Origin of the sequence: Pseudomonas sp. GV105, from assembly GCF_003058185.1 — a bacterium.
GTDB lineage: Bacteria > Pseudomonadota > Gammaproteobacteria > Pseudomonadales > Pseudomonadaceae > Aquipseudomonas > Aquipseudomonas veronii.
The window spans coordinates 18,163-38,745 of record NZ_QBUF01000012.1; the positions used below are offsets into that span (position 1 = coordinate 18,163).

The 20,583-nt window shown below is 61.2% G+C and carries 19 protein-coding genes; 12 read left to right on the plus strand and 7 right to left on the minus strand.

From position 1 onward, the window contains the following. Positions 1-187 precede the first annotated feature (187 nt). The 6 genes from ppc to C8K66_RS22245 all read left to right on the plus strand — a co-directional run bounded on the left by ppc (position 188) and on the right by C8K66_RS22245 (position 6,713). Entirely contained in the window at positions 188-2,833 is a 2,646-nt protein-coding gene (gene ppc, locus C8K66_RS22220; protein WP_046384485.1) for a phosphoenolpyruvate carboxylase, read from the plus strand. Between the two features lie 280 nt (positions 2,834-3,113). Continuing rightward, complete coding sequence (gene adk / locus C8K66_RS22225; protein WP_046384484.1) at positions 3,114-3,761, plus strand: adenylate kinase; 648 nt, start codon at positions 3,114-3,116, stop codon at positions 3,759-3,761. A 90-nt stretch (positions 3,762-3,851) separates the two neighbouring features. Further along, positions 3,852-4,538 (plus strand): tRNA (adenosine(37)-N6)-threonylcarbamoyltransferase complex dimerization subunit type 1 TsaB, encoded by a 687-nt coding sequence (gene tsaB, locus C8K66_RS22230; protein WP_104903816.1) that lies wholly within the window; start codon positions 3,852-3,854, stop codon positions 4,536-4,538. A gap of 160 nt (positions 4,539-4,698) precedes the next feature. Beyond that, positions 4,699-4,998 (plus strand): hypothetical protein, encoded by a 300-nt coding sequence (locus C8K66_RS22235; protein WP_017844710.1) that lies wholly within the window; start codon positions 4,699-4,701, stop codon positions 4,996-4,998. After that, positions 4,998-5,858: a DUF72 domain-containing protein gene (locus C8K66_RS22240; protein WP_104903815.1), complete on the plus strand. Its 861-nt coding sequence runs from the start codon at positions 4,998-5,000 to the stop codon at positions 5,856-5,858. Before C8K66_RS22235 ends, C8K66_RS22240 begins: the two co-directional genes overlap by 1 nt. Before the next feature lie 27 nt (positions 5,859-5,885). Beyond that, a complete protein-coding gene (locus C8K66_RS22245) occupies positions 5,886-6,713 on the plus strand; it encodes an oxaloacetate decarboxylase (protein ID WP_017844712.1) in 828 nt (275 codons plus the stop codon). A 40-nt stretch (positions 6,714-6,753) separates the two neighbouring features. On the opposite strand, the gene C8K66_RS22250 is transcribed toward C8K66_RS22245, so the two are convergent. Beyond that, on the minus strand, positions 6,754-7,374 hold the full coding sequence (locus tag C8K66_RS22250; protein ID WP_046384481.1) for a hypothetical protein: 621 nt from the start codon (positions 7,372-7,374) through the stop codon (positions 6,754-6,756). A gap of 96 nt (positions 7,375-7,470) precedes the next feature. Here C8K66_RS22250 and C8K66_RS22255 point away from each other — a divergent pair, with 96 nt between their 5' ends. Then, positions 7,471-8,253 (plus strand): class I SAM-dependent methyltransferase, encoded by a 783-nt coding sequence (locus C8K66_RS22255; RefSeq protein ID WP_017844714.1) that lies wholly within the window; start codon positions 7,471-7,473, stop codon positions 8,251-8,253. An 18-nt stretch (positions 8,254-8,271) separates the two neighbouring features. Here C8K66_RS22255 and C8K66_RS22260 read toward each other — a convergent pair whose 3' ends face one another. Continuing rightward, entirely contained in the window at positions 8,272-8,931 is a 660-nt protein-coding gene (locus tag C8K66_RS22260; RefSeq protein WP_026139764.1) for a TetR/AcrR family transcriptional regulator, read from the minus strand. Between the two features lie 93 nt (positions 8,932-9,024). Between C8K66_RS22260 and C8K66_RS22265 the strand changes: the two genes are divergently transcribed. Further along, positions 9,025-10,125 carry an efflux RND transporter periplasmic adaptor subunit gene (locus C8K66_RS22265; protein ID WP_046384480.1) on the plus strand — a complete coding sequence of 367 codons (1,101 nt, stop codon included), beginning with the start codon at positions 9,025-9,027 and terminating at the stop codon, positions 10,123-10,125. A 6-nt stretch (positions 10,126-10,131) separates the two neighbouring features. Further along, entirely contained in the window at positions 10,132-13,203 is a 3,072-nt protein-coding gene (locus C8K66_RS22270) for an efflux RND transporter permease subunit (RefSeq protein ID WP_057004711.1), read from the plus strand. 125 nt (positions 13,204-13,328) lie between these two features. Here C8K66_RS22270 and C8K66_RS22275 read toward each other — a convergent pair whose 3' ends face one another. Beyond that, positions 13,329-13,784, minus strand: coding sequence for an Lrp/AsnC family transcriptional regulator (locus tag C8K66_RS22275; RefSeq protein WP_017844718.1), 456 nt, complete (start codon positions 13,782-13,784; stop codon positions 13,329-13,331). 404 nt (positions 13,785-14,188) lie between these two features. On the opposite strand from C8K66_RS22275, the gene C8K66_RS22280 reads away from it, so the two are divergent. Together C8K66_RS22280 and C8K66_RS22285 are read left to right on the plus strand one after the other, a co-directional pair. Beyond that, entirely contained in the window at positions 14,189-14,806 is a 618-nt protein-coding gene (locus tag C8K66_RS22280; protein ID WP_079442981.1) for a LysE family translocator, read from the plus strand. Between the two features lie 49 nt (positions 14,807-14,855). Then, the gene (locus C8K66_RS22285; protein ID WP_057004712.1) at positions 14,856-15,449 is read left to right on the plus strand and encodes a LysE family translocator; all 594 of its coding nucleotides are present in this window, start codon (positions 14,856-14,858) and stop codon (positions 15,447-15,449) included. A gap of 477 nt (positions 15,450-15,926) precedes the next feature. Here C8K66_RS22285 and C8K66_RS22290 read toward each other — a convergent pair whose 3' ends face one another. Genes C8K66_RS22290 through plsB form a run of 3 tightly spaced genes read right to left on the minus strand, consistent with a single transcriptional unit; the run spans position 15,927 to position 19,615 of the window. Beyond that, positions 15,927-16,616 carry a DUF4197 domain-containing protein gene (locus C8K66_RS22290; protein WP_017844721.1) on the minus strand — a complete coding sequence of 230 codons (690 nt, stop codon included), beginning with the start codon at positions 16,614-16,616 and terminating at the stop codon, positions 15,927-15,929. A 27-nt stretch (positions 16,617-16,643) separates the two neighbouring features. Then, a complete protein-coding gene (locus tag C8K66_RS22295) occupies positions 16,644-17,045 on the minus strand; it encodes a YbaY family lipoprotein (protein ID WP_017844722.1) in 402 nt (133 codons plus the stop codon). Positions 17,046-17,095: 50 nt separating this feature from the next. Next, on the minus strand, positions 17,096-19,615 hold the full coding sequence (gene plsB / locus C8K66_RS22300) for a glycerol-3-phosphate 1-O-acyltransferase PlsB (RefSeq protein WP_046384476.1): 2,520 nt from the start codon (positions 19,613-19,615) through the stop codon (positions 17,096-17,098). A gap of 180 nt (positions 19,616-19,795) precedes the next feature. Between plsB and C8K66_RS22305 the strand changes: the two genes are divergently transcribed. After that, a complete protein-coding gene (locus C8K66_RS22305; protein ID WP_017844724.1) occupies positions 19,796-20,005 on the plus strand; it encodes a cold-shock protein in 210 nt (69 codons plus the stop codon). A 143-nt stretch (positions 20,006-20,148) separates the two neighbouring features. Here C8K66_RS22305 and C8K66_RS22310 read toward each other — a convergent pair whose 3' ends face one another. Next, positions 20,149-20,526, minus strand: coding sequence for a hypothetical protein (locus tag C8K66_RS22310; RefSeq protein WP_046490163.1), 378 nt, complete (start codon positions 20,524-20,526; stop codon positions 20,149-20,151). Between the last annotated feature and the right edge of the window lie 57 nt (positions 20,527-20,583).

The window sequence follows — 20,583 nt, forward strand, 5'->3', positions numbered from 1 at the left end:
TAAAACCCTGGGTAACGGGCGGTGATGAGCGACCAGCCGCCAGCGTGGATAAACGCGGCGACTCACTCATGAGACTAGCTGTAAGCCACAAGGTTTAAAGTGGTTTGTGCTTGGCCTTGTCAGAAAGTGACGCGGGCGGCACTCTGGAAGGCCTGCGCGTCCCGGATTTCTGGCTGGAGATTGGCTGATGAGTGATATCGATGCACGCTTGCGTGAGGATGTTCACCTGCTGGGTGAACTGTTGGGCAACACCATTCGAGAGCAGTACGGCGATGATTTTCTCGACAAGATCGAGCAGATCCGCAAAGGCGCCAAGGCTGACCGGCGTGGCGCGGTGGCCGATCAGGCGGCGGGCGAGGAACTCAGCGCCAGTCTGAACCAACTGCAGGAAAACGAACTGTTGCCGGTCGCCCGGGCCTTCAACCAGTTCCTCAACCTGGCCAACATCGCCGAGCAGTATCAGTTGATTCATCGGCGCGATGAGTCGCAACCGGCGCCTTTCGAATCGCGGGTGTTGCCGGAGTTGTTGGCGCGCCTGCAACGCGAAGGCCACAGCAATGAATCCCTGGCCCGTCAATTGGGGCGCCTGGAGATCGAGCTGGTCCTCACCGCGCACCCCACCGAAGTGGCCCGTCGCACCCTGATCCAGAAATACGACGCGATTGCCGCGCAACTGGCGCTGAAGGATCACCGTGACCTCACCACCGCCGAGCGCGAACAGATCCGCGAGCGCCTGCAACGGCTGATCGCCGAGGCCTGGCACACCGAGGAAATCCGCCGTACCCGGCCCACGCCCGTGGATGAAGCCAAATGGGGCTTCGCGGTGATCGAGCACTCGTTATGGCAGGCGATCCCGAATTACCTGCGCAAGGCCGACCATGCGTTGCAGGCCGCCACCGGCCTGCGCCTGCCTTTGGAAGCGGCGCCGATTCGCTTCGCCTCGTGGATGGGCGGCGACCGTGACGGCAACCCGAATGTCACCGCGCCGGTCACCCGCGAAGTCTTGCTGCTGGCACGCTGGATGGCGGCCGATCTGTACTTGCGCGATATCGATCAGTTGGCCTCGGAGCTGTCGATGCAGCAGGCCAGCCCGGCGTTGCAGGCCAAGGTCGGCGACAGCGTCGAGCCGTATCGCGTACTGCTCAAGCAACTGCGTGATCGCCTGCGGGCGACCCGCCAATGGGCCCAAGCCGCATTGAGCGCGACCATCCCGGCACCGGCGGATGTGCTGCAACACAACCGCGACCTGCTGGACCCGCTGGAGCTGTGCTACCAGTCGCTGCATGAGTGCGGCATGGGCGTGATCGCCGATGGTCCGTTGCTCGATTGCCTGCGCCGCGCCGTCACCTTTGGCCTGTTCCTGGTGCGCCTGGATGTGCGCCAGGACGCCAGCCGCCACACCGCGGCGATGACCGAAATCACCGATTACCTCGGTCTGGGGCGTTACGAAGACTGGAACGAAGAGATGCGTATCGGCTTCCTGATGAAGGAACTGGTCAATCGTCGACCGCTGCTACCGGGCTATTTCAAGCCGTCGGCGGATACCGCCGAGGTGTTGAACACCTGCCGCGAAATCGCCGCCGCTCCGGCCGCGTCCCTGGGCTCGTATGTCATTTCCATGGCCGGCGCCGCGTCGGATGTGCTGGCGGTGCAACTGTTGCTCAAAGAGTCGGGCGTGCAACGGCCGATGCGCGTGGCGCCGCTGTTTGAAACTCTGGCCGACCTGGACAACGCCGGCCCGGTGATCGAAAAACTGTTGCTGCTGCCGGGTTACCGCGCACGGCTGCAAGGCCCGCAGGAAGTGATGATCGGCTACTCGGACTCGGCCAAGGACGCCGGCACCACCGCCGCCGCCTGGGCGCAGTACCGGGCGCAGGAACGTCTGGTGGATATCTGTCGCGAGCAACAGGTGGAACTGCTGTTGTTCCATGGTCGCGGCGGCACCGTCGGACGAGGCGGCGGCCCGGCCCACGCGGCGATTCTGTCGCAACCGCCGGGTTCGGTGGCGGGGCGGTTCCGCACCACTGAACAAGGCGAAATGATCCGCTTCAAATTCGGCCTGCCGGACATCGCCGAGCAGAACCTCAATCTGTACCTGGCGGCGGTGTTGGAAGCGACGTTGTTGCCGCCGCCACCACCGCAGCCGGACTGGCGCCATTTGATGGATGAATTGGCAGCGGACGGCGTCAGCGCCTACCGCGCGGTGGTGCGGGAAAATCCGCAATTCGTCGAGTATTTCCGCCAGTCCACCCCGGAGCAGGAGCTGGGGCGCCTGCCCTTGGGCAGTCGCCCGGCCAAACGCCGTGCCGGTGGTATTGAAAGCCTGCGGGCGATCCCGTGGATCTTCGGCTGGACCCAGACCCGACTGATGCTGCCCGCCTGGCTCGGCTGGGAAGCGGCGTTGAGCAAGGCGCTGGAGCGCGGGGAAGGCGAGTTGCTGGGGCAGATGCGCGAGCAATGGCCGTTCTTCCGCACCCGCATCGATATGCTGGAAATGGTGCTGGCCAAGGCCGATGCCGATATCGCGCGGCTCTATGACGAGCGCCTGGTGCAGCCCGAGCTGTTGCCGTTGGGCGCGCATTTACGCGACCTATTGTCGCAGGCCTGCCAGGTGGTGCTTGGCCTGACTGGCCAGTCGCAACTGCTGGCCCATAGCCCGGACACCCTGGAGTTCATCCGCCTGCGCAACACCTACCTCGACCCCTTGCACCTGTTGCAGGCCGAATTGCTGGCGCGCTCGCGTCGCCAGGAAGCGGCACAGGACAGCCCTCTGGAACAGGCGTTGCTGGTGTCCGTGGCCGGTATCGCCGCCGGCTTGCGCAATACAGGCTGAGGTTTTTTGCGTGTGCTCAACGGCTTGCAGATAACCCACGACGGCCGTCCTTAACAGGGCGGTCGGCGTTTAGGGGGGCGGGTTGCACTCAGGCACACCTCTCCTATGACGCATGTGTGGTGCGGGTTTTTCCTACTTTTGGCGGCTTGTGTGGTTAAGGCCTGCTGTGTATCTTGATCAGCCTTTGGCCGTTTGGGCGGCCTGGACCCACATTTTTACGAGATTGGCCCCACGCGGCGAATCCGAGCGTCATCTCTATAAAAAATTGAGGAGCACATCGATGCGCGTCATTCTGCTGGGAGCTCCCGGGGCCGGTAAAGGTACTCAGGCAAAGTTCATCACTGAAAAATTTGGCATTCCACAAATCTCCACCGGTGACATGCTGCGCGCTGCGGTAAAAGCAGGCACCGAGCTGGGCATTAAAGCCAAAAGCATCATGGATGCTGGCGGTCTGGTTTCCGATGACCTGATCATCGCGCTGGTCAAGGACCGTATCGCGCAACCTGATTGCGCCAATGGCTTCCTGTTCGACGGCTTCCCACGCACCATTCCCCAGGCAGAAGCCCTGGTGACGGCAGGTGTCGAGTTGGACGCCGTGGTCGAAATCGCGGTTGAAGACGAAGAGATCGTGCAGCGTATCGCCGGTCGCCGCGTTCACGAGGCCTCGGGTCGCGTGTACCACACCATCTACAACCCGCCGAAAGTCGAAGGCAAGGACGATGTCACCGGTGAAGACCTGGTGCAGCGTAAAGACGACACCGAAGAAACCGTGCGTCATCGCCTGTCGGTCTACCATTCCCAGACCAAGCCGCTGGTGGATTTCTACCAGAAGCTGTCGGCTGCCCAAGGCAAGCCGAAGTACAGCCACATCCCTGGCGTCGGCTCGGTGGAAGCGATCACCGGCAAGGTGCTGCAAGCACTGAGCTGATCGAACCATCGGCTTTACGCACAACGGCCCGCTTGCGGGCCGTTGTTGTTTATACTGGCGCACTTTTTTTCGACTTGGACACCGACACCGATGAGCACCCTGCTGGCCCTGGACACTGCGACTGAAGCTTGCTCGGTTGCCTTGCTGCACGATGGCAAGGTCACCAGCCACTACGAGGTGATCCCGCGCCTGCACGCGCAGAAGCTGTTGCCGATGATCAAGCAACTGCTGGAGGACGCCGGCACGAGCCTGTCGGCCGTGGACGCCATCGCCTTCGGCCGTGGCCCGGGCGCCTTTACCGGCGTGCGTATCGCCATCGGCGTGGTCCAGGGCCTGGCCTTTGCGTTGGAGCGCCCGGTGTTGCCGGTGTCCAACCTCGCCGTACTGGCCCAGCGTGCGTTGCGTGAACACGGTGCGCGGCAAGTGGCGGCGGCGATCGATGCGCGGATGGATGAAGTCTATTGGGGCTGCTACCGCGAAACCGACGGCGAGATGCGCCTGGCAGGCGTTGAGGCCGTGCTGCCCCCCGAAGCGGCGGAGTTGCCGAGCGATGCCAGCGGTGATTGGTTCGGTGCCGGTACGGGCTGGGGTTATGGCGAGCGCATCGGTGTGCCGCTGGTTGGCCAGGACGCCACAATGCTGCCGCATGCCGAAGACCTGCTGACCCTGGCGCGCTTTGCGTTCGAGCGCGGCGAAGCGATTGCTGCGGACCAGGCTGCGCCGGTGTATCTGCGCGATAAAGTCGCGCAGACCAAGGCCGAACGCGGGATAATTTGACGTCAAAAATACGGGTGTTTTTGGCCAAAGCGCGCCAATCGTCAGAATTTGCCCCGGCGTTTAAACCTTTTTCCATTTATGTGTTCTAGTTATCACCAGAGCATTTGCGCGCTACGGATTGCGCCACTAAAATGCCATTACTGATACCGAGTTCGCATCGATGCGTATAGACGGCTTTTCCTCACAGTCCTACCCCCTCAAGCGTAAGCCGCGCAAGGCAAACGTCACGGTAGACGAGTCCGTCGAGGATTCGCCGGACTTCATCGAGGTCCAGTCCGAAGCGTCCAGCCCCCAAGGCGCTGCAAACGCGCGTACTAGTGGTCTTCCTGCCCGCCAGCAAGACATGGTCTTCCCGCGCTCCATGAGCAAAAGCGTTGCCACCGCCCTGGCCAGCTACCTGACCACCGCCGGCTTTGTCGAATGGGATATGGAAGTGCTGGGTCTCGACATCCACATCTGATGCGCCTGCCTTATTTCATCGGTTGCCCGTCCTGGAGTGAAAACGCCTGGCGCGAGTACCTGTACCCTGTCGATGCCCGTTCCAGCGATTACCTCGCCCTCTACTCGCAAGTCTTCAACGCGGTGGAAGGCAACACCACGTTTTATGCGCGCCCATCAGCCGCCACCGTGCAGCGCTGGGCCGAGATCATGCCCGCGGATTTTCGTTTCACTGCCAAGTTCCCCGGTGACATCAGTCACGGTGGCGACCTGCGTGAGCAACTGCCGGCGGCACACAGTTTTGTCGGCTTGATGAGCCCGTTGGGTGAGCGCGTTTCGCCGCTGTGGCTGCAATTGTCGGCCAGCTTTTCGCCGCAGCGCCTTGGTGAGTTGGCCGGGTTTATCGACGGGCTGGAACGCCCCCTGGCCGTGGAAGTGCGCCACCCGCAATTCTTCGCCAAGGGCGATGCCGAGCGCATGCTCAACCGCCTGCTGCGCGACCGTGGCGTCGAACGGATCTGCCTCGACCCTCGCGCCCTGTTCAGTTGCACATCCACCTCGGCCGCGGTGCTGCATGCCCAGGCGAAAAAACCCAAGGTACCACCGCGTCCGGCGGCGTTGACCCTGTTTCCCCAGGTGCGCTTCATCGGCCACCCCGAGCTTGAGGCCAACGACCCCTTCCTGATCCCGTGGGTGGAAAAGATCGCCGGTTGGATCGAAGAGGGACGCACCCCCTACGTGTTCCTGCACACCTCGGATAACCGCCTCGCCGCGCAACTGGCGCTGCGTTTTCACGCCAAACTGATGGCACGTTTGCCCGGCTTGCCCGCGTTGCCGACCTTGCACCGCGAACCCGCAGCGCAGCAACTGGGGTTACTCTAAGGCTCCTTTTCCCGCCAGGAGTCAGTCATGGATGCCCAAACCCTTCGCGCCGAAACCTTCAAGGCCCTGCATGCACGCGATCGTGCGTTTGTGATGCCCAACCCGTGGGACGCAGGCTCGGCGATCATGCTCGCCAGCCTCGGCTTCGAAGCCCTGGCCACCACCAGCGCGGGCTACGCGTTCAGCCTGGGGCGCCCGGATGCCGAAGGAGCGCTGTCCCTGGAAGACACCCTGGTCAACGCCACGATGATCGCCAAGGCCACCGCGTTGCCGGTGGCCGCCGACCTGGAAAACGGCTTCAGCGACACCCCCGACGGTTGCGCCCGGACCATTTTGCGCGCGGCGGCCAGCGGTATCGTCGGTGGCTCCATCGAAGATGCCACGGGTATCGCCGTCGACCCGATCTATTCCTTTGACCTTTCCGTCGAGCGTGTGGAAGCTGCGGTCGTCGCTGCGCGCAGCCTGCCATTCCCGTTCATGCTGACGGCCCGTGCAGAAAACCTCCTGCATGGTCGCCTGGATTTGCCTGACACTATTCGCCGCCTGCAGGCCTACGCCGAAGCCGGTGCGGACGTGCTCTATGCGCCGGGGCTGCGCAGTGCCGAGGAGGTGCTGGCGGTGGTCAAGGCCGTGGCCCCCAAACCGGTGAATGTGTTGATGTCCGGCGGCCTGAAACTCAGTGTGGCGCAGTTGAGCGCGATGGGCGTCAAGCGCATCAGCGTGGGCTCGGCCATGGCGCTGGCGGCGTATGGCGAGTTTTACCGCGCGGCGCAGGAGGTGTACCAGTCCGGCACGTTTACTTTCACCGAGCGCTCGATGCCCTACAGCCAGGCCAGCCAATTCTTCAAGGATTAAGCGGCGCGTGTTCGCACGGCATGGGGCGCGGCGTTGAGGCTTATGCCGCCAGGCGCAGGTTGTTGACGATCAGCGGACGCGCCCAGTGGTAGTCGAAGTCCAGGGCCTTTTGTTGGGCGGCCAGCTCTTCTTGTGGGAACGGCGTGGCGGCCGCTGGCAGCAGGTCCAGTTCGAACTCGGCGATCGGCAAGTGCAATGGGCGCGGTTCCGGCGCGGCGCCGGGTTCCGGTAGCGGTTGGCCGGCGCTCAGCACGATCGGGCGCACCCAAGTGCTTTCGAAATTCTGCTGGCGCTGCTGGGCGACGATCTCTTCTTGCGGGAATGGCGTGGCGGCCGGTGGCAACAACTCGGTTTCGAATTCGGCAATCGGCAGGAACAGCGGTTCGGGCGGGGCGATCTCAGTGTCTTTCACGTCGCACTCACGCTGGGTGAGGATCTGCGACAGCAGGTCAGCACCAGCACTGGGTTCCACCGCTGGGTCCAGCGGCGCTGGCGCCTTGGCCGCGAGCGCGTCCGGCGTTTCGCCGAGCTGCTCGGCCAGCGCGCGGGCGAAGAAGTCCTGCCACACATGACTGACGCCGGCCAGCGCTTGAGTATTGCGCAGGCCGTAGTGGTTGTGGGTCGGCAGTACACCGATGGTTAGCGGAAGAATGTCTGACATTTTTCTCGGTCGACGCTCAGCTCTGGCAAAATACCTGATCCTTGTTTCTATCGGCCGTTGTTGGCCGATCCTTAATATTTTTGAGCGTAGCGATTCATGAGCGAACAACCAGCGGCCAGCCGCATCCAGGTCGAGGCCTTGGCCGACGGCTTCCAGGCCCGCGCCGAACAGTGGGCTGCGCTGCTGGGCTTGCCGCTACAGCTGGCGGATGCGGAGTTTTCCCTGCAAGTCGGGGAGCAAGGCCTGCAGTTGCAACAGCTCGGGCCTGACGCGCCAGGGCCGGTGCGCGTGGATTTCGTCGAAGGCGGCGCGGCGCATCGGCGGTTGTACGGCGGCGGCAGCGGGCAGATGATCGCCAAGGCCGTGGGCATCGCCCAGGGCGTGCGCCCACGGGTGCTGGACGCCACGGCCGGGCTGGGCAAGGACGCATTCGTGCTGGCCAGCCTGGGCTGCGAGATGAGCCTGATCGAACGTCAGCCGCTGATCGGCGCATTGCTCGAGGATGGCCTGGCACGCGCGGCGGAGGATTTTGAGGTGGCGCCGATCGTGGCGCGGATGACGCTGCTCAAGGGCAACTCCATCGAGGTGATGCTCAATTGGCAAGGCGAGCCGCCCCAGGTGATCTACCTCGATCCGATGTTCCCGCACCGTGAGAAAACCGCCCTGGTGAAGAAGGAAATGCGCCTGTTCCGCCCCTTGGTCGGCGACGATCCAGACGCACCGGCCCTGCTGGCGGCGGCGCTGGCCCTGGCCAGTCACCGCGTGGTGGTCAAGCGCCCGCGCAAGGCGCCGTGCATCGAGGGACCCAAGCCGAGCCATGCGCTGGATGGTAAATCCAGCCGCTACGACATCTATCCGAAAAAGGCACTCAAGTCCTGAGCCTCGCGCTACAAGCGGTCACCCGTTGCCGCTTGCAGCGGGTTCTCGGCGATAGGCCCGCATAAACAATCCCACCACATCCTGCACGTGGGCTTCGGCCGCTTCCTCGCTCAATTGCCCGCCGCAGCCATACAACAAGCAGAAGTTCGCCGTGCCCTTGAGCAGGCAGAAGAAGTGTTCGGCTGCGGTAAAAGGCTTGTCGATGCTCAGCGCGCCGCTCTGGTCGATGTGCCCGAGCAGACGCTCCATGCCTTGCAACATCCGCATCGGCCCGGCTTCGAAGAAGATCTGCGAGAGTTTCACGTCCTGATTGCCCGTGGTCATCATCAGGCGGTGCAGGTTCACCGATTCCTTGCTGTTGACCAGGCGATGGAATCGGCGCCCGATATTCAGCAGCACCGTCTCCACAGGCACACCCTCGGGCAGCTCAAAGTACATCACCGGCAACTGTTCTTCGCACTTGGCCATCACGGCGGCGGTGAACAAGGTCTCTTTGTCGGTGAAGTGGCTGTAGACGGTCAGTTTCGATACGCCGGCCTCAAGGGCCACGGCATCCATGCTGGTATTTGCGTAACCGTTGCTCAAAAACAGGATTTTCGCTGCTTCGAGGATTGCCTGGCGTTTTGCCATGTCCTTGGGACGCCCAGGGCTACTGGTATTGACAAGATTGTCGGACATTTCCACCTTTAATACTGGACTGGTGAGTTTGGTATTAATAACATACTGCCCAGTATAATTATTCCTAGCACCATTTGCGAAAGGTCCTTCAGCATGCGCAGCATTCTCCTGCCCCTTGCGTTGCCTGCCAGCCTGGTCTTTCTACTCGCCGCCTGCGGCCATGAAGAATCGCCCCAGACTACCCTCCGCCCGGCCATGGTGGTGCAACCACAGCCTGCGGCGCAGACGATGGACAGTTATCCAGGCGAGGTGCGTGCCCGGTACGAACCGGACCTGGCCTTTCGCATCGGCGGCAAGGTCAGCAAACGGCTGGTGGAGGAGGGCGAGCGGGTCAAGGCCAATCAACCGCTGGCGGAACTCGACCCTCAGGATGTGCGCCTGCAACTGGAAGCCACCCGCGCCCAGGTGGCCGCCGCCGAGGCCAACCTGCGGCTGGTGCGTGCCGAGCGTGACCGCTACAAGACCCTGATGGATCGTCAGTTGGTCAGCCGTTCCCAGTACGACAATGCTGAAAATCTGTACCGATCAGGTGAGGCGCGCCTCAAGCAGATCAAGGCCGAGTTCGATGTGTCCAGTAACCAGGCCGGTTATGCCGTACTCCGCGCTCCTCAGGACGGCGTGGTTGCCAAGCGCGCGGTGGAAGTCGGCCAGGTGGTGTCCGCCGGCCAGACCGTGTTCACCCTGGCCACCGATGGCGAGCGTGAAGTGCTGATCAGCCTGCCCGAGCAAGGCTTCGGCCGGTTCAAGATCGGCCAGCCGGTGTCGGTCGAGTTATGGAGCCAGCCGGACCAGCGATTTGCCGGACGTATTCGCGAACTGTCGCCCGCAGCCGATCCGAAATCGCGCACCTTCGCTGCGCGCATCGCCTTCACCGGCGGTAAGGTTCCGGCCGAGTTGGGCCAGAGCGCCCGCGTTTTCATACAGGCAGACGGTGTTATTCCGCTGTCGGTGCCGCTGTCAGCCTTGAGCGCGGAGAACGGCGTGTCCTACGTCTGGCGCGTGCAGCCGGATGACACCCTTGTGCGTACCCCGGTGCGTATCGGCGCCTTTGGCGAAAAAACCGTACCCGTGCTCGAAGGCTTGAGCCCTACCGACTGGGTGATTGCCGCCGGGGTTCATGTGCTCCATGAGGGGCAGCAAGTGCGCCCGGTGGATCGCTCCAACCGGGTGGTGAATCTGGCGGTCAAGGAGTAGTCCCCGATGGGTTTCAATCTTTCCGAATGGGCGTTGCGTAATCGCCAGATCGTACTGTTCCTGATGCTCCTGCTGGCGGTGGTCGGCACTTTGTCCTACACCAAGCTTGGGCAAAGCGAAGACCCGCCGTTCACCTTCAAGGCCATGGTGATCAAGACCAATTGGCCCGGTGCCACGGCCCAGGACGTGTCGCGCCAGGTCACCGAACGCATCGAGAAAAAGCTCATGGAGACCGGTGAGTACGAGCGCATTGTGTCTTTTTCGCGCCCCGGCGAATCCCAGGTCACCTTCATCGCCCGCGACGCCATGCGCTCGGCGCAGATTCCCGAGCTGTGGTACCAGGTGCGCAAGAAGATCAGCGATATTCGCCAGACCTTGCCGCCGGATATCCAGGGACCGTTTTTCAACGATGAATTCGGCACCACCTTCGGCAATATCTACGCCCTGACCGGCGACGGCTTTGACTATGCCGTGCTCAAGGACTACGCCGACCGCATCCAGATTCAACTGCAGCGCGTGCCGGATGTGGGCAAGGTCGAACTGCTCGGCCTGCAGGATGAGAAGATCTGGATCGAGCTGTCCAACCTCAAACTCGCCACGCTCGGCTTACCGCTGGCCGCTGTTCAACAAGCGCTGCAGGAGCAGAACGCGGTCTCCACTGCCGGCTTCTTTGAAACCCCGACTGAGCGCGTGCAACTGCGGGTGTCGGGTAACTTCAAGAGTGTGGAAGAGATTCGCAGCTTCCCGATTCGCGTAGGTGACCGAACCTTCCGTATTGGCGATGTGGCCGACATCCACCGTGGCTTCAATGATCCACCGGCGCCGCGCATGCGCTTTATGGGCGAAGATGCGATCGGTCTGGCCGTCGCCATGCACGAGGGCGGCGACATTCTGGTGTTGGGCAAAGCCCTCGAAGGCGAGTTCGCACGCCTGCAGAAGAACCTTCCGGCGGGCATGCAACTGCGCAAGGTGTCGGACCAACCGGCGGCGGTGAAAACCGGTGTCGGAGAGTTCGTCCGGGTACTGGCCGAGGCGCTGGGCATTGTCTTGCTGGTGAGTTTTTTCTCCCTCGGTATACGCACTGGCATGGTCGTGGCGCTGGCGATTCCGCTGGTGCTGGCGATGACCTTTGCCTGCATGTACTACCTCGGCATCGGCTTGCATAAGATCTCCCTCGGCGCGCTGGTGCTGGCCTTGGGCTTGCTGGTGGATGACGCGATCATCGCCGTGGAAATGATGGCGATCAAAATGGAGCAGGGGTACGACCGCCTTAAAGCGGCCAGTTTTGCCTGGACCAGTACCGCGTTCCCGATGCTGACCGGTACGCTGATCACGGCGGCCGGCTTCCTGCCGATTGCCACCGCGCAGTCGAGTACCGGTGAATACACCCGTTCGATCTTCCAGGTAGTGACCATCGCGTTGCTCGCCTCGTGGGTTGCGGCCGTGGTGTTCGTGCCGTACCTGGGCGAAAAACTCCTGCCGGACTTGGCGAAAATTCATGCGGCTAAACACGGCGCTGACGGTCCCGATCCCTACGGCACACCGTTCTACCAGCGTGTCAGACGTTTGCTGGAGTGGTGTGTCAGTCGGCGCAAGACCGTGATCGTGCTGACGCTGCTGCTGTTTGTCGGCTCGGTCGCACTGTTTCGTTTTGTGCCGCAACAGTTCTTCCCGGCTTCCGGCCGCCTGGAGTTGATGGTCGACCTGAAACTCGCCGAGGGCGCGTCCCTGAGCAACACCGCTGGCCAGGTCAAGCGCCTGGAAGCCCTGCTCAAGGAACACGCCGGCATCGACAACTACGTGGCCTATGTCGGCACCGGTTCGCCGCGCTTCTATCTGCCCCTCGACCAGCAACTGCCGGCCGCCAGCTTTGCGCAGTTCGTGGTGTTGGCCAAGTCCATCGAAGAGCGCGAAAGCCTGCGCATCTGGTTGATCGAAACCCTCAACGAGCAGTTCCCCGACCTGCGTTCACGGGTCACACGCCTGGAAAACGGCCCGCCCGTGGGTTACCCGGTGCAGTTTCGCGTGACCGGCGAGCATATCGACGAAGTCCGTGCCCTGGCGCGCAAAGTGGCAGCCAAGGTGCGCGAAAATACCCACGTGGCTAACGTGCATCTGGACTGGGAGGAACCGAGCAAGATCGTCTACCTCAATATCGACCAGGACCGTGCGCGCGCCCTCGGTGTGAGTACCGTCAACCTGTCGAAATTCCTGCAGAGTTCTCTGACCGGCGCCAGCGTCAGCCAGTACCGGGAAGACAACGAGTTGATCGAAATCCTCCTGCGCGGCACTGTCCATGAGCGCACTGAACTGTCGCTGCTGCCGAGCCTGGCCGTGCCGACCGACAACGGCAAAAGCGTCGCGCTGTCGCAGATCGCCACCCTCGAATACGGCTTCGAGGAAGGCATCATCTGGCACCGTAACCGCCTGCCCACCGTGACCGTGCGCGCCGACATCTACGGCAAGGAACAACCGGCGACCCTGGTTCAGCAGATCCTGCCGACCCTCGAAGGCGTGCGTGCCGAACTGCCGGACGGCTACCTGCTGGACGTCGGCGGTACTGTCGAGGACTCGGCCCGCGGGCAGAATTCGGTCAAGGCCGGTGTGCCGCTGTTTATCGTGGTGGTGCTGACGCTGCTGATGCTGCAACTGCGCAGCTTCTCACGCACGGTAATGGTATTTCTCACGGCGCCCCTGGGGCTGATCGGGGTCACGCTGTTCCTGCTGGTGTTCCGCCAACCCTTCGGCTTCGTGGCCATGCTCGGCACCATCGCCCTGTCAGGAATGATCATGCGCAACTCGGTGATTCTGGTGGACCAGATCGAACAGGACATCAAGGCAGGGCTGGCGCCGTGGCAGGCGATTATCGAAGCCACTGTCCGACGCTTCCGGCCGATTGTTCTCACAGCCCTCGCGGCGGTACTCGCGATGATCCCGCTGTCACGCAGTGTGTTCTTCGGGCCGATGGCAGTGGCGATCATGGGCGGGTTGATTGTGGCGACGGCATTGACGTTGCTGTTCCTGCCCGCGCTTTATGCTGCATGGTTTCGTGTCAGGAAAACGGGTGACCAAGAGTAAGGAGAACAGGCGTATGTATATTAAGTGCCTACGCCTGATGCACGCTGAAGAAAGTGTAAGGTGAGTGGGGAATGCCTGAAGCCCGATAGCGGCTAATAGTGCCTGAATATCTCTCGCAGGACTAATCAGAGGGCCGGCAGTTTCTTCTCGACGGTTTTTATAATCGATGTATTAGTGTCGGCCAGGGGTGAGATCTTTTGTAGGGTCAGGTCCAGGTGGGCAACTGAGTCGATATAAAGATGGCAGACAAAACTGTCGTCCCCGGTGATTTTGTAGCACACCACACATTCAGCCATTTGCGCGAGCAACTGTTCAACCTGTTGGAATTTTCCAGTCAGGGGTTTAACCCTGACCAGCGCTTGCAATGCAAAGCCCAGGGCCTGGGCGTCCAACTCCACGCTGAAGCCGCTGATGACCCCCGACCCTTCCAGACGCTTGAGGCGTTCGCTGCAGCCGGGGGCCGATAACCCCACCTGTCGGCCGAGGGCGCGAATAGACGCGCGGGCGTTCTGGTGGAGGGCGACAATCAGCGCGCGATCAATAGGGTCAAGTGTCTGGTCGCCCTTTGTAAGCTTTTTCATTAGATGGACCTTACGAATTTTGATGAAATCGCGTGAAAATCTTACATACCATACACGGATGAAAAAAGAATAGACCTTTTCAAGGTGCCCACCTATTGTTTGATCGGGGGGCTGCAATATTGCGCCGCTCACTTAACGCTGTGTTGTGATGTTTCTATTGCAACTTTATCTATATTGTCGAGGGTGCGAGATGAACTACATACTTGATGCAAACTCGCTTTCAGTAACTTCACAGTAATAACTTTCCTGCCGAAAAAGTATTTTCGCTGCGTCATGAGTTTGCCCGACATAAGAGGATCCAATGGCGTGATCGACTTTATGAAAAACCACAGAGCCGTCTACTACTGCCATGAACACGGGCTGCCTCGCTAAGCCGTCACGAATGTTCTTCAAAGGGGAAGCGTATGCCCGACATTGCACTGTCCGTTTACCAGGCGATATTTACCTTCGCCGTCGCCGCCATCGCGCTGCTTGCCAGTCCAGGCCCGGCGACCCTGGCGCTGGCGGCGAGTGGGGCTGCTTATGGCATGAGGCGTTCAACTCGGTTTTTCGTGGGGATCACGTTGGGCCTGGTGATCGCGATGGCATTGGTTGCTTCCGGCCTCTATGTGGTTCTGCACAGTTTTCCGATGCTGGCGACGGCGCTGACGGTCATCTCCATTGTTTATATTGTGTGGCTGGCCTACCAGATTGCTACCGCGCCGCCCATCAGGGATGAGCAGTCCGTGATCACGCCGGGCTGGGGCGCCGGGTTTGTGCTGGGTGTGGCGAATATCAAGGCCTATGCCGCATTCGCCGCGTTGCTGGGCAGTTTCACCCTGGGCGCCGCACCTGCCTGGGAGCAAGGTGCGAAAGCCTTGATCTGTCTGCTGGTGTGTGTGGTATTCGACGTTCTGTGGCTCTTTGCCGGCAGTCGAATGCGCAAGTTATTCATCCACCCCACTTGGAGCCGACGACTTAACGTAAGCTTCGCGATTTTGATGGTCGCGACGGTTGCCTGGTCAATCACGCTGACGCAATAGCGCTTTCGCTGGGAAGACCATTGAATAGTTCCGCCCGAGGATAGTTTTCATGTTTGGGACTGTGTCTGCTCTGGTGTTATTACTGGTCGTGCCTGGACCGACCAATACCCTGTTAATGCGCGCAGGGGTTCTGTTTGGGTTTGCAGCATCATGGCGCATGGCATTTATCGAATGCCTGGCGTACCTGCTTCAGGTCTCTGTTTGGGGGGCGGTGTTGTTCTATGTGTCGGCCTGGTCCCCCTGGGTCGTGAAAGTGACGCAGACGGCTGCCATCTGCTATCTGCTCCAACTGTCCTTCACGTTGTGGCAGCGCAAGAGCACAGCCGTCGACCCAGGTACGGACCGTTTCTCTGGGCTGCACTTCTTCTGGCTGACGGTGATGAACCCCAAGGGCCTGTTGATTGTTTCGTTTATTGCGCCGATCAGCGCATTTGCCACGTTGCAAGGGTACGCCCGGTTCATGACCACGCTCGCGTTGGTGGTGATACCTGTAGGGTTTGCCTGGATCTTGCTGGGCAGTCGGTTCGAAGGGGGGCAAAAGGCGTGGCTGACGCCGTTGAGAATCAACCGGGCAACCTCGATGGTCATCGGGTGTTTTGCCACGGTTCTATTGGGGCGCCTGGCCGATTCTATTTTCAACTGACGCGAGGCAGTATTTCACACGTAGGACGGAACCATTTTTGCCCTTGCTTCCACATAGGATTAGTCGACCGAGCGGTTCCCGCGTATGAGATGCGGGGCAGTGAGTTGGCGCTAATCTGAATAGGAAGGAGTGTGTATGCTTTTACTACCTTTGCTGGCGTTACCGATGCAAGTCGCGGGCTCGATGCTTGGGCTGGGAAATATGTTTGGACAGAATCAGCCAAACGCCAATCGCGATATCAATATTAATATCAACAACGATAGCCATAACTTCAATGCGTCGTCGTCCAGCTCTCATCACTCACACATGTCTCACGGTGGTGCCCGACGAGCGTCGCACATCCATTATTGAGCCTACTCATCGACGCTGCCGGGCGTGAGCGTGCGGCGCCTGGTTCGGGGGCCTGATAGACGGTTCGGCGAAAAATCAAGGCCCTGACGATGTCAGGGCCTTTTTTTCAGCTCAGGTCGCGTGGCGTTACAGCGCGCCAAACACCTTCTTCGCCAGACTGGTCGCCGCTGCCGCCGGGTTTTTGCGAATGGTCTCTTCCTGCTGCGCAATCATCTTGAACAAACCATCCAGCGCTTGTTCGGTCACATAGTTTTCGACGTTGGCACTTTTGGCATCGACCGCGCCAAACGCCGCGGCCTTGCCGGCCAGCGCGTTGTACTGCTGCGCCACGCCGACCTTGTCGGTGGCGGCCTTGACGATCGGCAGGAACTTGGCGCGGATGGCTTCGCGGCTGCTTTTGTTCAGGTACTGGGTGGCCGAATCCTGGCCGCCGGTGAGAATGCCCTTGGCATCGCTCACGCTCATGTTTTTCACCGCATTGACCAGGATTGGCTGGGCCTGGGTCACGGCGGTTTCGGCGGCTTTGTTCATGCTGGTTTCCAGCTGCTCGACCTGGTCACCCATGCCGAACATCTTCAGCTTGTCGGCGACTTTGCCCAGTTTTCCCGGCAGGCCGATCTTGACGTCGGGGTTGTTGCTGAAACCACCCGGTACACCCAGTTGTTTCACGGCGATCTGTGCGCCTTGGGTCAATGCATCCTTGAGGCCGCCGGCGGCGTCGCCCTGGGACAGGCTGCCAAGATCCAGGGCCATGGCGTTGGCACCGAGCAGCAGGCCGGCGCACAGGGCGGTGAGACGAAGGGAATTACGGAGCATGGGCGCTTCCTTATGATCTGGAAATAATCAGTGTGCGACCGCATCAACCCGCAGGCGCAGCGGTTGAGCGTCTTGGCCATTGAGTTGCACAGGGTGCCGCTCGGTGGTGATGAACAGTAGCTTGCCCTCCACTTCGATGCGAGCGCTGACCGAGTAACTGTGGCCCGGCTTGACCTGGGCCGGGTCATAGCTCAAGTGGAACGGCAATGGCACCTGGCCTTTGACCGGGCCTTTCTGTTCGGCCAGGGTCACGGCCGGCGCGTCCATCAGCGATACGTCCTGCAGGCTGACGCTCAAGATGGCTGTCGGCGGCAGCGCGATGCGTTGCAGGTAGAACACTTCGCCATCGAGGCTGGCCTTGGGCGCGGGATTCATGGAATGGCAGGCGCCGAGCAGGGCGGTCAGGCCCAGGAGGATGATCTTTTTCATGGTGCAGCTCCTTTTCAACGGCGCCGTAACCCAGCGACGCCTTATTCAATTTAGCGGCTTTCTTCCGGTTTGCGGGCTTCGGCTTCGACCGGCGCTTCGGCCGCGCCGTCGACGCGGTGCAGGGCAACCTGGCGGATCGACAGGCGAATCTCAGCCGGCAGCACCCGTTTCGCCGCGCCTTCAGCCAGTTCGCCGAGCAGGTCGTGATAGCTCAACTTGCCGGCTTCGTCGCGGCGCAGCACATCTTGCTCCAGCAACGTCTGAATAAAATGTCGGAAAAGGCTCTTGTCGAAGAACTCCGGGGCATTGAGGCCATGCAGGATCGATAGGCGCTGGGCCATGATCGTACACAGGTCTTCCAGCTCTTCGGCGCTGATGCTGTTCCGGCCGCTGTTGAGCAGCAGCGAAATCGCCATGTAGAAGCGTTGCAGGGTCTGGGCGATGCTCTTGGACAGCAGTGTCAGTAGCACAAAGTGCCGCGAACTCGGCGCCGGGCGCAGGTACACGTTGTTCTCGAAACGCAGCAGGCCTTGTTCGACAAACGCCTCCAGCCACTGGTCGATCACCGTGTCCAGTTCCTCCAGCGACCAGCGGATAAACAGCTCTGACTGCAGGTATGGGTACAGCGCACGGGTGTAGCGCAGAATCTGCTCGCGGCTCATCCGCGAGCTGCTCTGGAAGAAGCTCGCCAGCAGCGCCGGCAAGGCAAAGATATGCAGCACGTTGTTGCGGTAGTAGGTCATCAGGACGGCGTTCTGCTCGTCCAGGTACAGAATCTTGCCGAGGGCATCGCTCTGTTCCGACAGCAGGTTCATGTCCTTGACGTGCTTGATCAACGCCATGCCATCCCCTTCGGGCAGGGTGGTATGCGGCGAGTAGGGCACCCGGCGCAGCAGCGCCAGGTACAGGTCCAACTGGCGGGCCATGGCCTGTTCGTCCAGGGCCAGGCGCGTGGTCGACAGCAGCGCCAGGGCCACCAGGTTCACCGGGTTGATCGCCGCCGCTTCGTTCAAATGGCGCGCCACCCGCTCGCCGAGGCGGTTGGTGGTTTGGTTGAGCCACGCCGGTTTGTAGTGCGGGCCCAGTTCCTGGGCACGCCAGCCTGGTTGTTCGGCGTCGAGGAATTGCGCCAGTTTGATCGGTTCGCCGAAGTTGACCGCGACCTGGCCAAAGCGCTGCTTGAGCGCACCGACCACCTTGAAAATATCGAAGATCGACTCTTTCTTCTTGCTCGCGCCGCGCAGCTCGCCGAGGTAGGTACGGCCTTCGAGCACACGCTCGTAACCGATATACACCGGCACGAACACGATCGGCATGCGCGAGGAGCGCAGGAAGCTGCGCAACGTGATCGCCAGCATGCCGGTTTTCGGTTGCAGCATGCGCCCGGTGCGCGAGCGTCCGCCTTCGACGAAGTACTCCACGGGGAAACCCTTGGTGAACAGGGTGTGCAGGTATTCGTTGAACACCGAGGTGTACAGCGGGTTGCCCTTGAAGGTGCGGCGCATGAAAAACGCACCGCCGCGGCGCAGCAGGCTGCCGATCACCGGCATGTTCAGGTTGATGCCGGCGGCGATGTGCGGTGGGGTCAGGCCGTTCTTGAACAGCAGGTAGGACAGCAGCAGGTAGTCGATATGGCTGCGGTGGCAGGGTACATAGATCACCTCGTAACCCTGGGCAACCTGTTGCACACCCTCGATGTTATTGACCTTGATGCCGTCGTAGATCTTGTTCCAGAACCAGCTCAGTACCACTTCCAGGAAGCGGATCGCGGTGTAGGTGTAGTCCGAGGCGATTTCGTTGCCGTAGCGCAGGGCCAGGGCCTTGGCTTTTTCCGGGCTGATCTTCTCGCGTTCGGCTTCATCGAGGATGGCCTGGCGCACCAGCGGCATATTCACCAAGCCCTTCACCAGGTTGCGGCGGTGGGACAGGTCGGGGCCGATCACTGCGGTTTTCAGGTTGCGAAAGTGTACGCGCAGGATGCGTTGGGCCATGCGGACGGTGCGTTCGTGGCCTTTATTGTGCTCGATCAATTCACGCAGGTTGATAGGCGCGGAGAATTGGACGCGGGTCTTGCGCCCCAGGATCAGGATGCTCAGCAGCCGGCGCAGGCGCCCGGTGACGGCCCAACTGTCGGCGAACAGCAGTTTCCATGGGCTGGACTCGCTGTCGGGCGACTGTCCCCAGAACACGCTGACCGGAATGATTTGTGCATTCTCTTGTGCGTGCGCGCTGAGGGTATTGACCAGGCGGGTCAGGGTCGGCGGCGCGCCGCGTTTGTCCTGGCGGCCGAGCCAGTCCGGCTCTGGCGTGAGGTAGAAGAACGCCGCGGGTTCCAGCAACGGCCCGACCGCTACCGGCAGCACCGGGCGCGGCAGGCCGGCCTTGGTGCACTCGGTATCGACCACGGCCAATTCGGTGAGGGAGGGTGATTGCAGGACGTAGAACACCGGCCGGCTGCGGTCGAGGTTAAGGGTAAGGGACGACTGGTTGATCGTCTCTGAGCGAACCCAGAGGTACAACAGTCGGCGCAAGGTGCCAAACACCAGACGGCGGAACGGGGAGCGGGTCATAGGCGAGCTGCTTCAAGTGGAAAAAACCGAGCAGGTGCTCGGGTGGGTAGTGTGCCGTATTCACCGAAAATCGGCAAAAAAGCAGCGATGTAAAGTTGAGTTGATCGTTTTTGAGCCTGTCTTATACTCGGCAGTTCAACGCGACCGACTCGACAATAACAATCATGTGGGAGTGAACAGATGACAACGCGCGAAACCGGTAATGTGAAGTGGTTCAACGATGCCAAGGGATATGGCTTTATTCAGCGTGAAGACGGCAAGGATGTGTTCGTACACTACCGCGCCATCCGCGGTGAAGGGCACCGTTCCCTGGCCGAAGGCCAGCAGGTGGAATACGCCGTGGTGAGCGGCGAGAAGGGCTTGCAGGCTGAGGATGTGGTGGGTTTGTAATGCGGGTTTTTGTTACACCGTAGAACCCATGTGGGAGCGGGCTTGCTCCCGATCGCGGTGGGCCAGTCAATACATTTAGTGACTGATCCAACGCGATCGGGGGCAAGCCCCCTCCCATATTTGATTGGGTTCGCAATTGCGGATCAGGTGGTTTTCCAGGTGATCTGTTCTTCACCGTCTTCGCTGATGCGAATCCAGGTGTCGGCACTTTCCTCGCCTTCTTCCTCAACCCAGCTGCCGGGTGCGCAACGCACTTCGACGTTCAGCGCGGCAAAGGCGGCGCGGGCGCAGGCGATGTCGTCTTCCCACGGGGTCTGATCGCTTTCCAGGTACAGGCTGTTCCATTTGCCTACCGCCTTGGGCAGCCAGGTGACAGGCACGTCGCCGGCCGTGCACTTGTAGGTCTGGCCGCGCTGGACCCAGGCGGTGCAAGGGCCAAGGGCGGCGCCCAGCCAGGCTGCGATGGCCTTGTGGTCGACGTCGGCGTCCTTCAGGTAAATCTCGATATCAGGTTGGCGCATGGATGTTCCTCGTTGCGGGATTCGAAAATCCATTCGCGGATTCAGGGTGGGCGGAGT

Bases quoted from the DNA above. Each gene is read 5' to 3' on its own strand.
- C8K66_RS22290 (WP_017844721.1), bottom strand. From the start codon at position 16,616: ATGCTCCGTAATTCCCTTCGTCTCACCGCCCTGTGCGCCGGCCTGCTG.
- C8K66_RS22265 (WP_046384480.1), top strand. From the start codon at position 9,025: ATGCGCAGCATTCTCCTGCCCCTTGCGTTGCCTGCCAGCCTGGTCTTT.
- C8K66_RS22250 (WP_046384481.1), bottom strand. From the start codon at position 7,374: ATGTCAGACATTCTTCCGCTAACCATCGGTGTACTGCCGACCCACAAC.
- C8K66_RS22280 (WP_079442981.1), top strand. From the start codon at position 14,189: ATGCCCGACATTGCACTGTCCGTTTACCAGGCGATATTTACCTTCGCC.
- C8K66_RS22245 (WP_017844712.1), top strand. From the start codon at position 5,886: ATGGATGCCCAAACCCTTCGCGCCGAAACCTTCAAGGCCCTGCATGCA.
- C8K66_RS22285 (WP_057004712.1), top strand. From the start codon at position 14,856: ATGTTTGGGACTGTGTCTGCTCTGGTGTTATTACTGGTCGTGCCTGGA.
- adk (WP_046384484.1), top strand. From the start codon at position 3,114: ATGCGCGTCATTCTGCTGGGAGCTCCCGGGGCCGGTAAAGGTACTCAG.
- ppc (WP_046384485.1), top strand. From the start codon at position 188: ATGAGTGATATCGATGCACGCTTGCGTGAGGATGTTCACCTGCTGGGT.
- C8K66_RS22255 (WP_017844714.1), top strand. From the start codon at position 7,471: ATGAGCGAACAACCAGCGGCCAGCCGCATCCAGGTCGAGGCCTTGGCC.
- C8K66_RS22270 (WP_057004711.1), top strand. From the start codon at position 10,132: ATGGGTTTCAATCTTTCCGAATGGGCGTTGCGTAATCGCCAGATCGTA.
- C8K66_RS22275 (WP_017844718.1), bottom strand. From the start codon at position 13,784: ATGAAAAAGCTTACAAAGGGCGACCAGACACTTGACCCTATTGATCGC.
- tsaB (WP_104903816.1), top strand. From the start codon at position 3,852: ATGAGCACCCTGCTGGCCCTGGACACTGCGACTGAAGCTTGCTCGGTT.
- plsB (WP_046384476.1), bottom strand. From the start codon at position 19,615: ATGACCCGCTCCCCGTTCCGCCGTCTGGTGTTTGGCACCTTGCGCCGA.
- C8K66_RS22260 (WP_026139764.1), bottom strand. From the start codon at position 8,931: ATGTCCGACAATCTTGTCAATACCAGTAGCCCTGGGCGTCCCAAGGAC.
- C8K66_RS22310 (WP_046490163.1), bottom strand. From the start codon at position 20,526: ATGCGCCAACCTGATATCGAGATTTACCTGAAGGACGCCGACGTCGAC.
- C8K66_RS22240 (WP_104903815.1), top strand. From the start codon at position 4,998: ATGCGCCTGCCTTATTTCATCGGTTGCCCGTCCTGGAGTGAAAACGCC.
- C8K66_RS22305 (WP_017844724.1), top strand. From the start codon at position 19,796: ATGACAACGCGCGAAACCGGTAATGTGAAGTGGTTCAACGATGCCAAG.
- C8K66_RS22295 (WP_017844722.1), bottom strand. From the start codon at position 17,045: ATGAAAAAGATCATCCTCCTGGGCCTGACCGCCCTGCTCGGCGCCTGC.
- C8K66_RS22235 (WP_017844710.1), top strand. From the start codon at position 4,699: ATGCGTATAGACGGCTTTTCCTCACAGTCCTACCCCCTCAAGCGTAAG.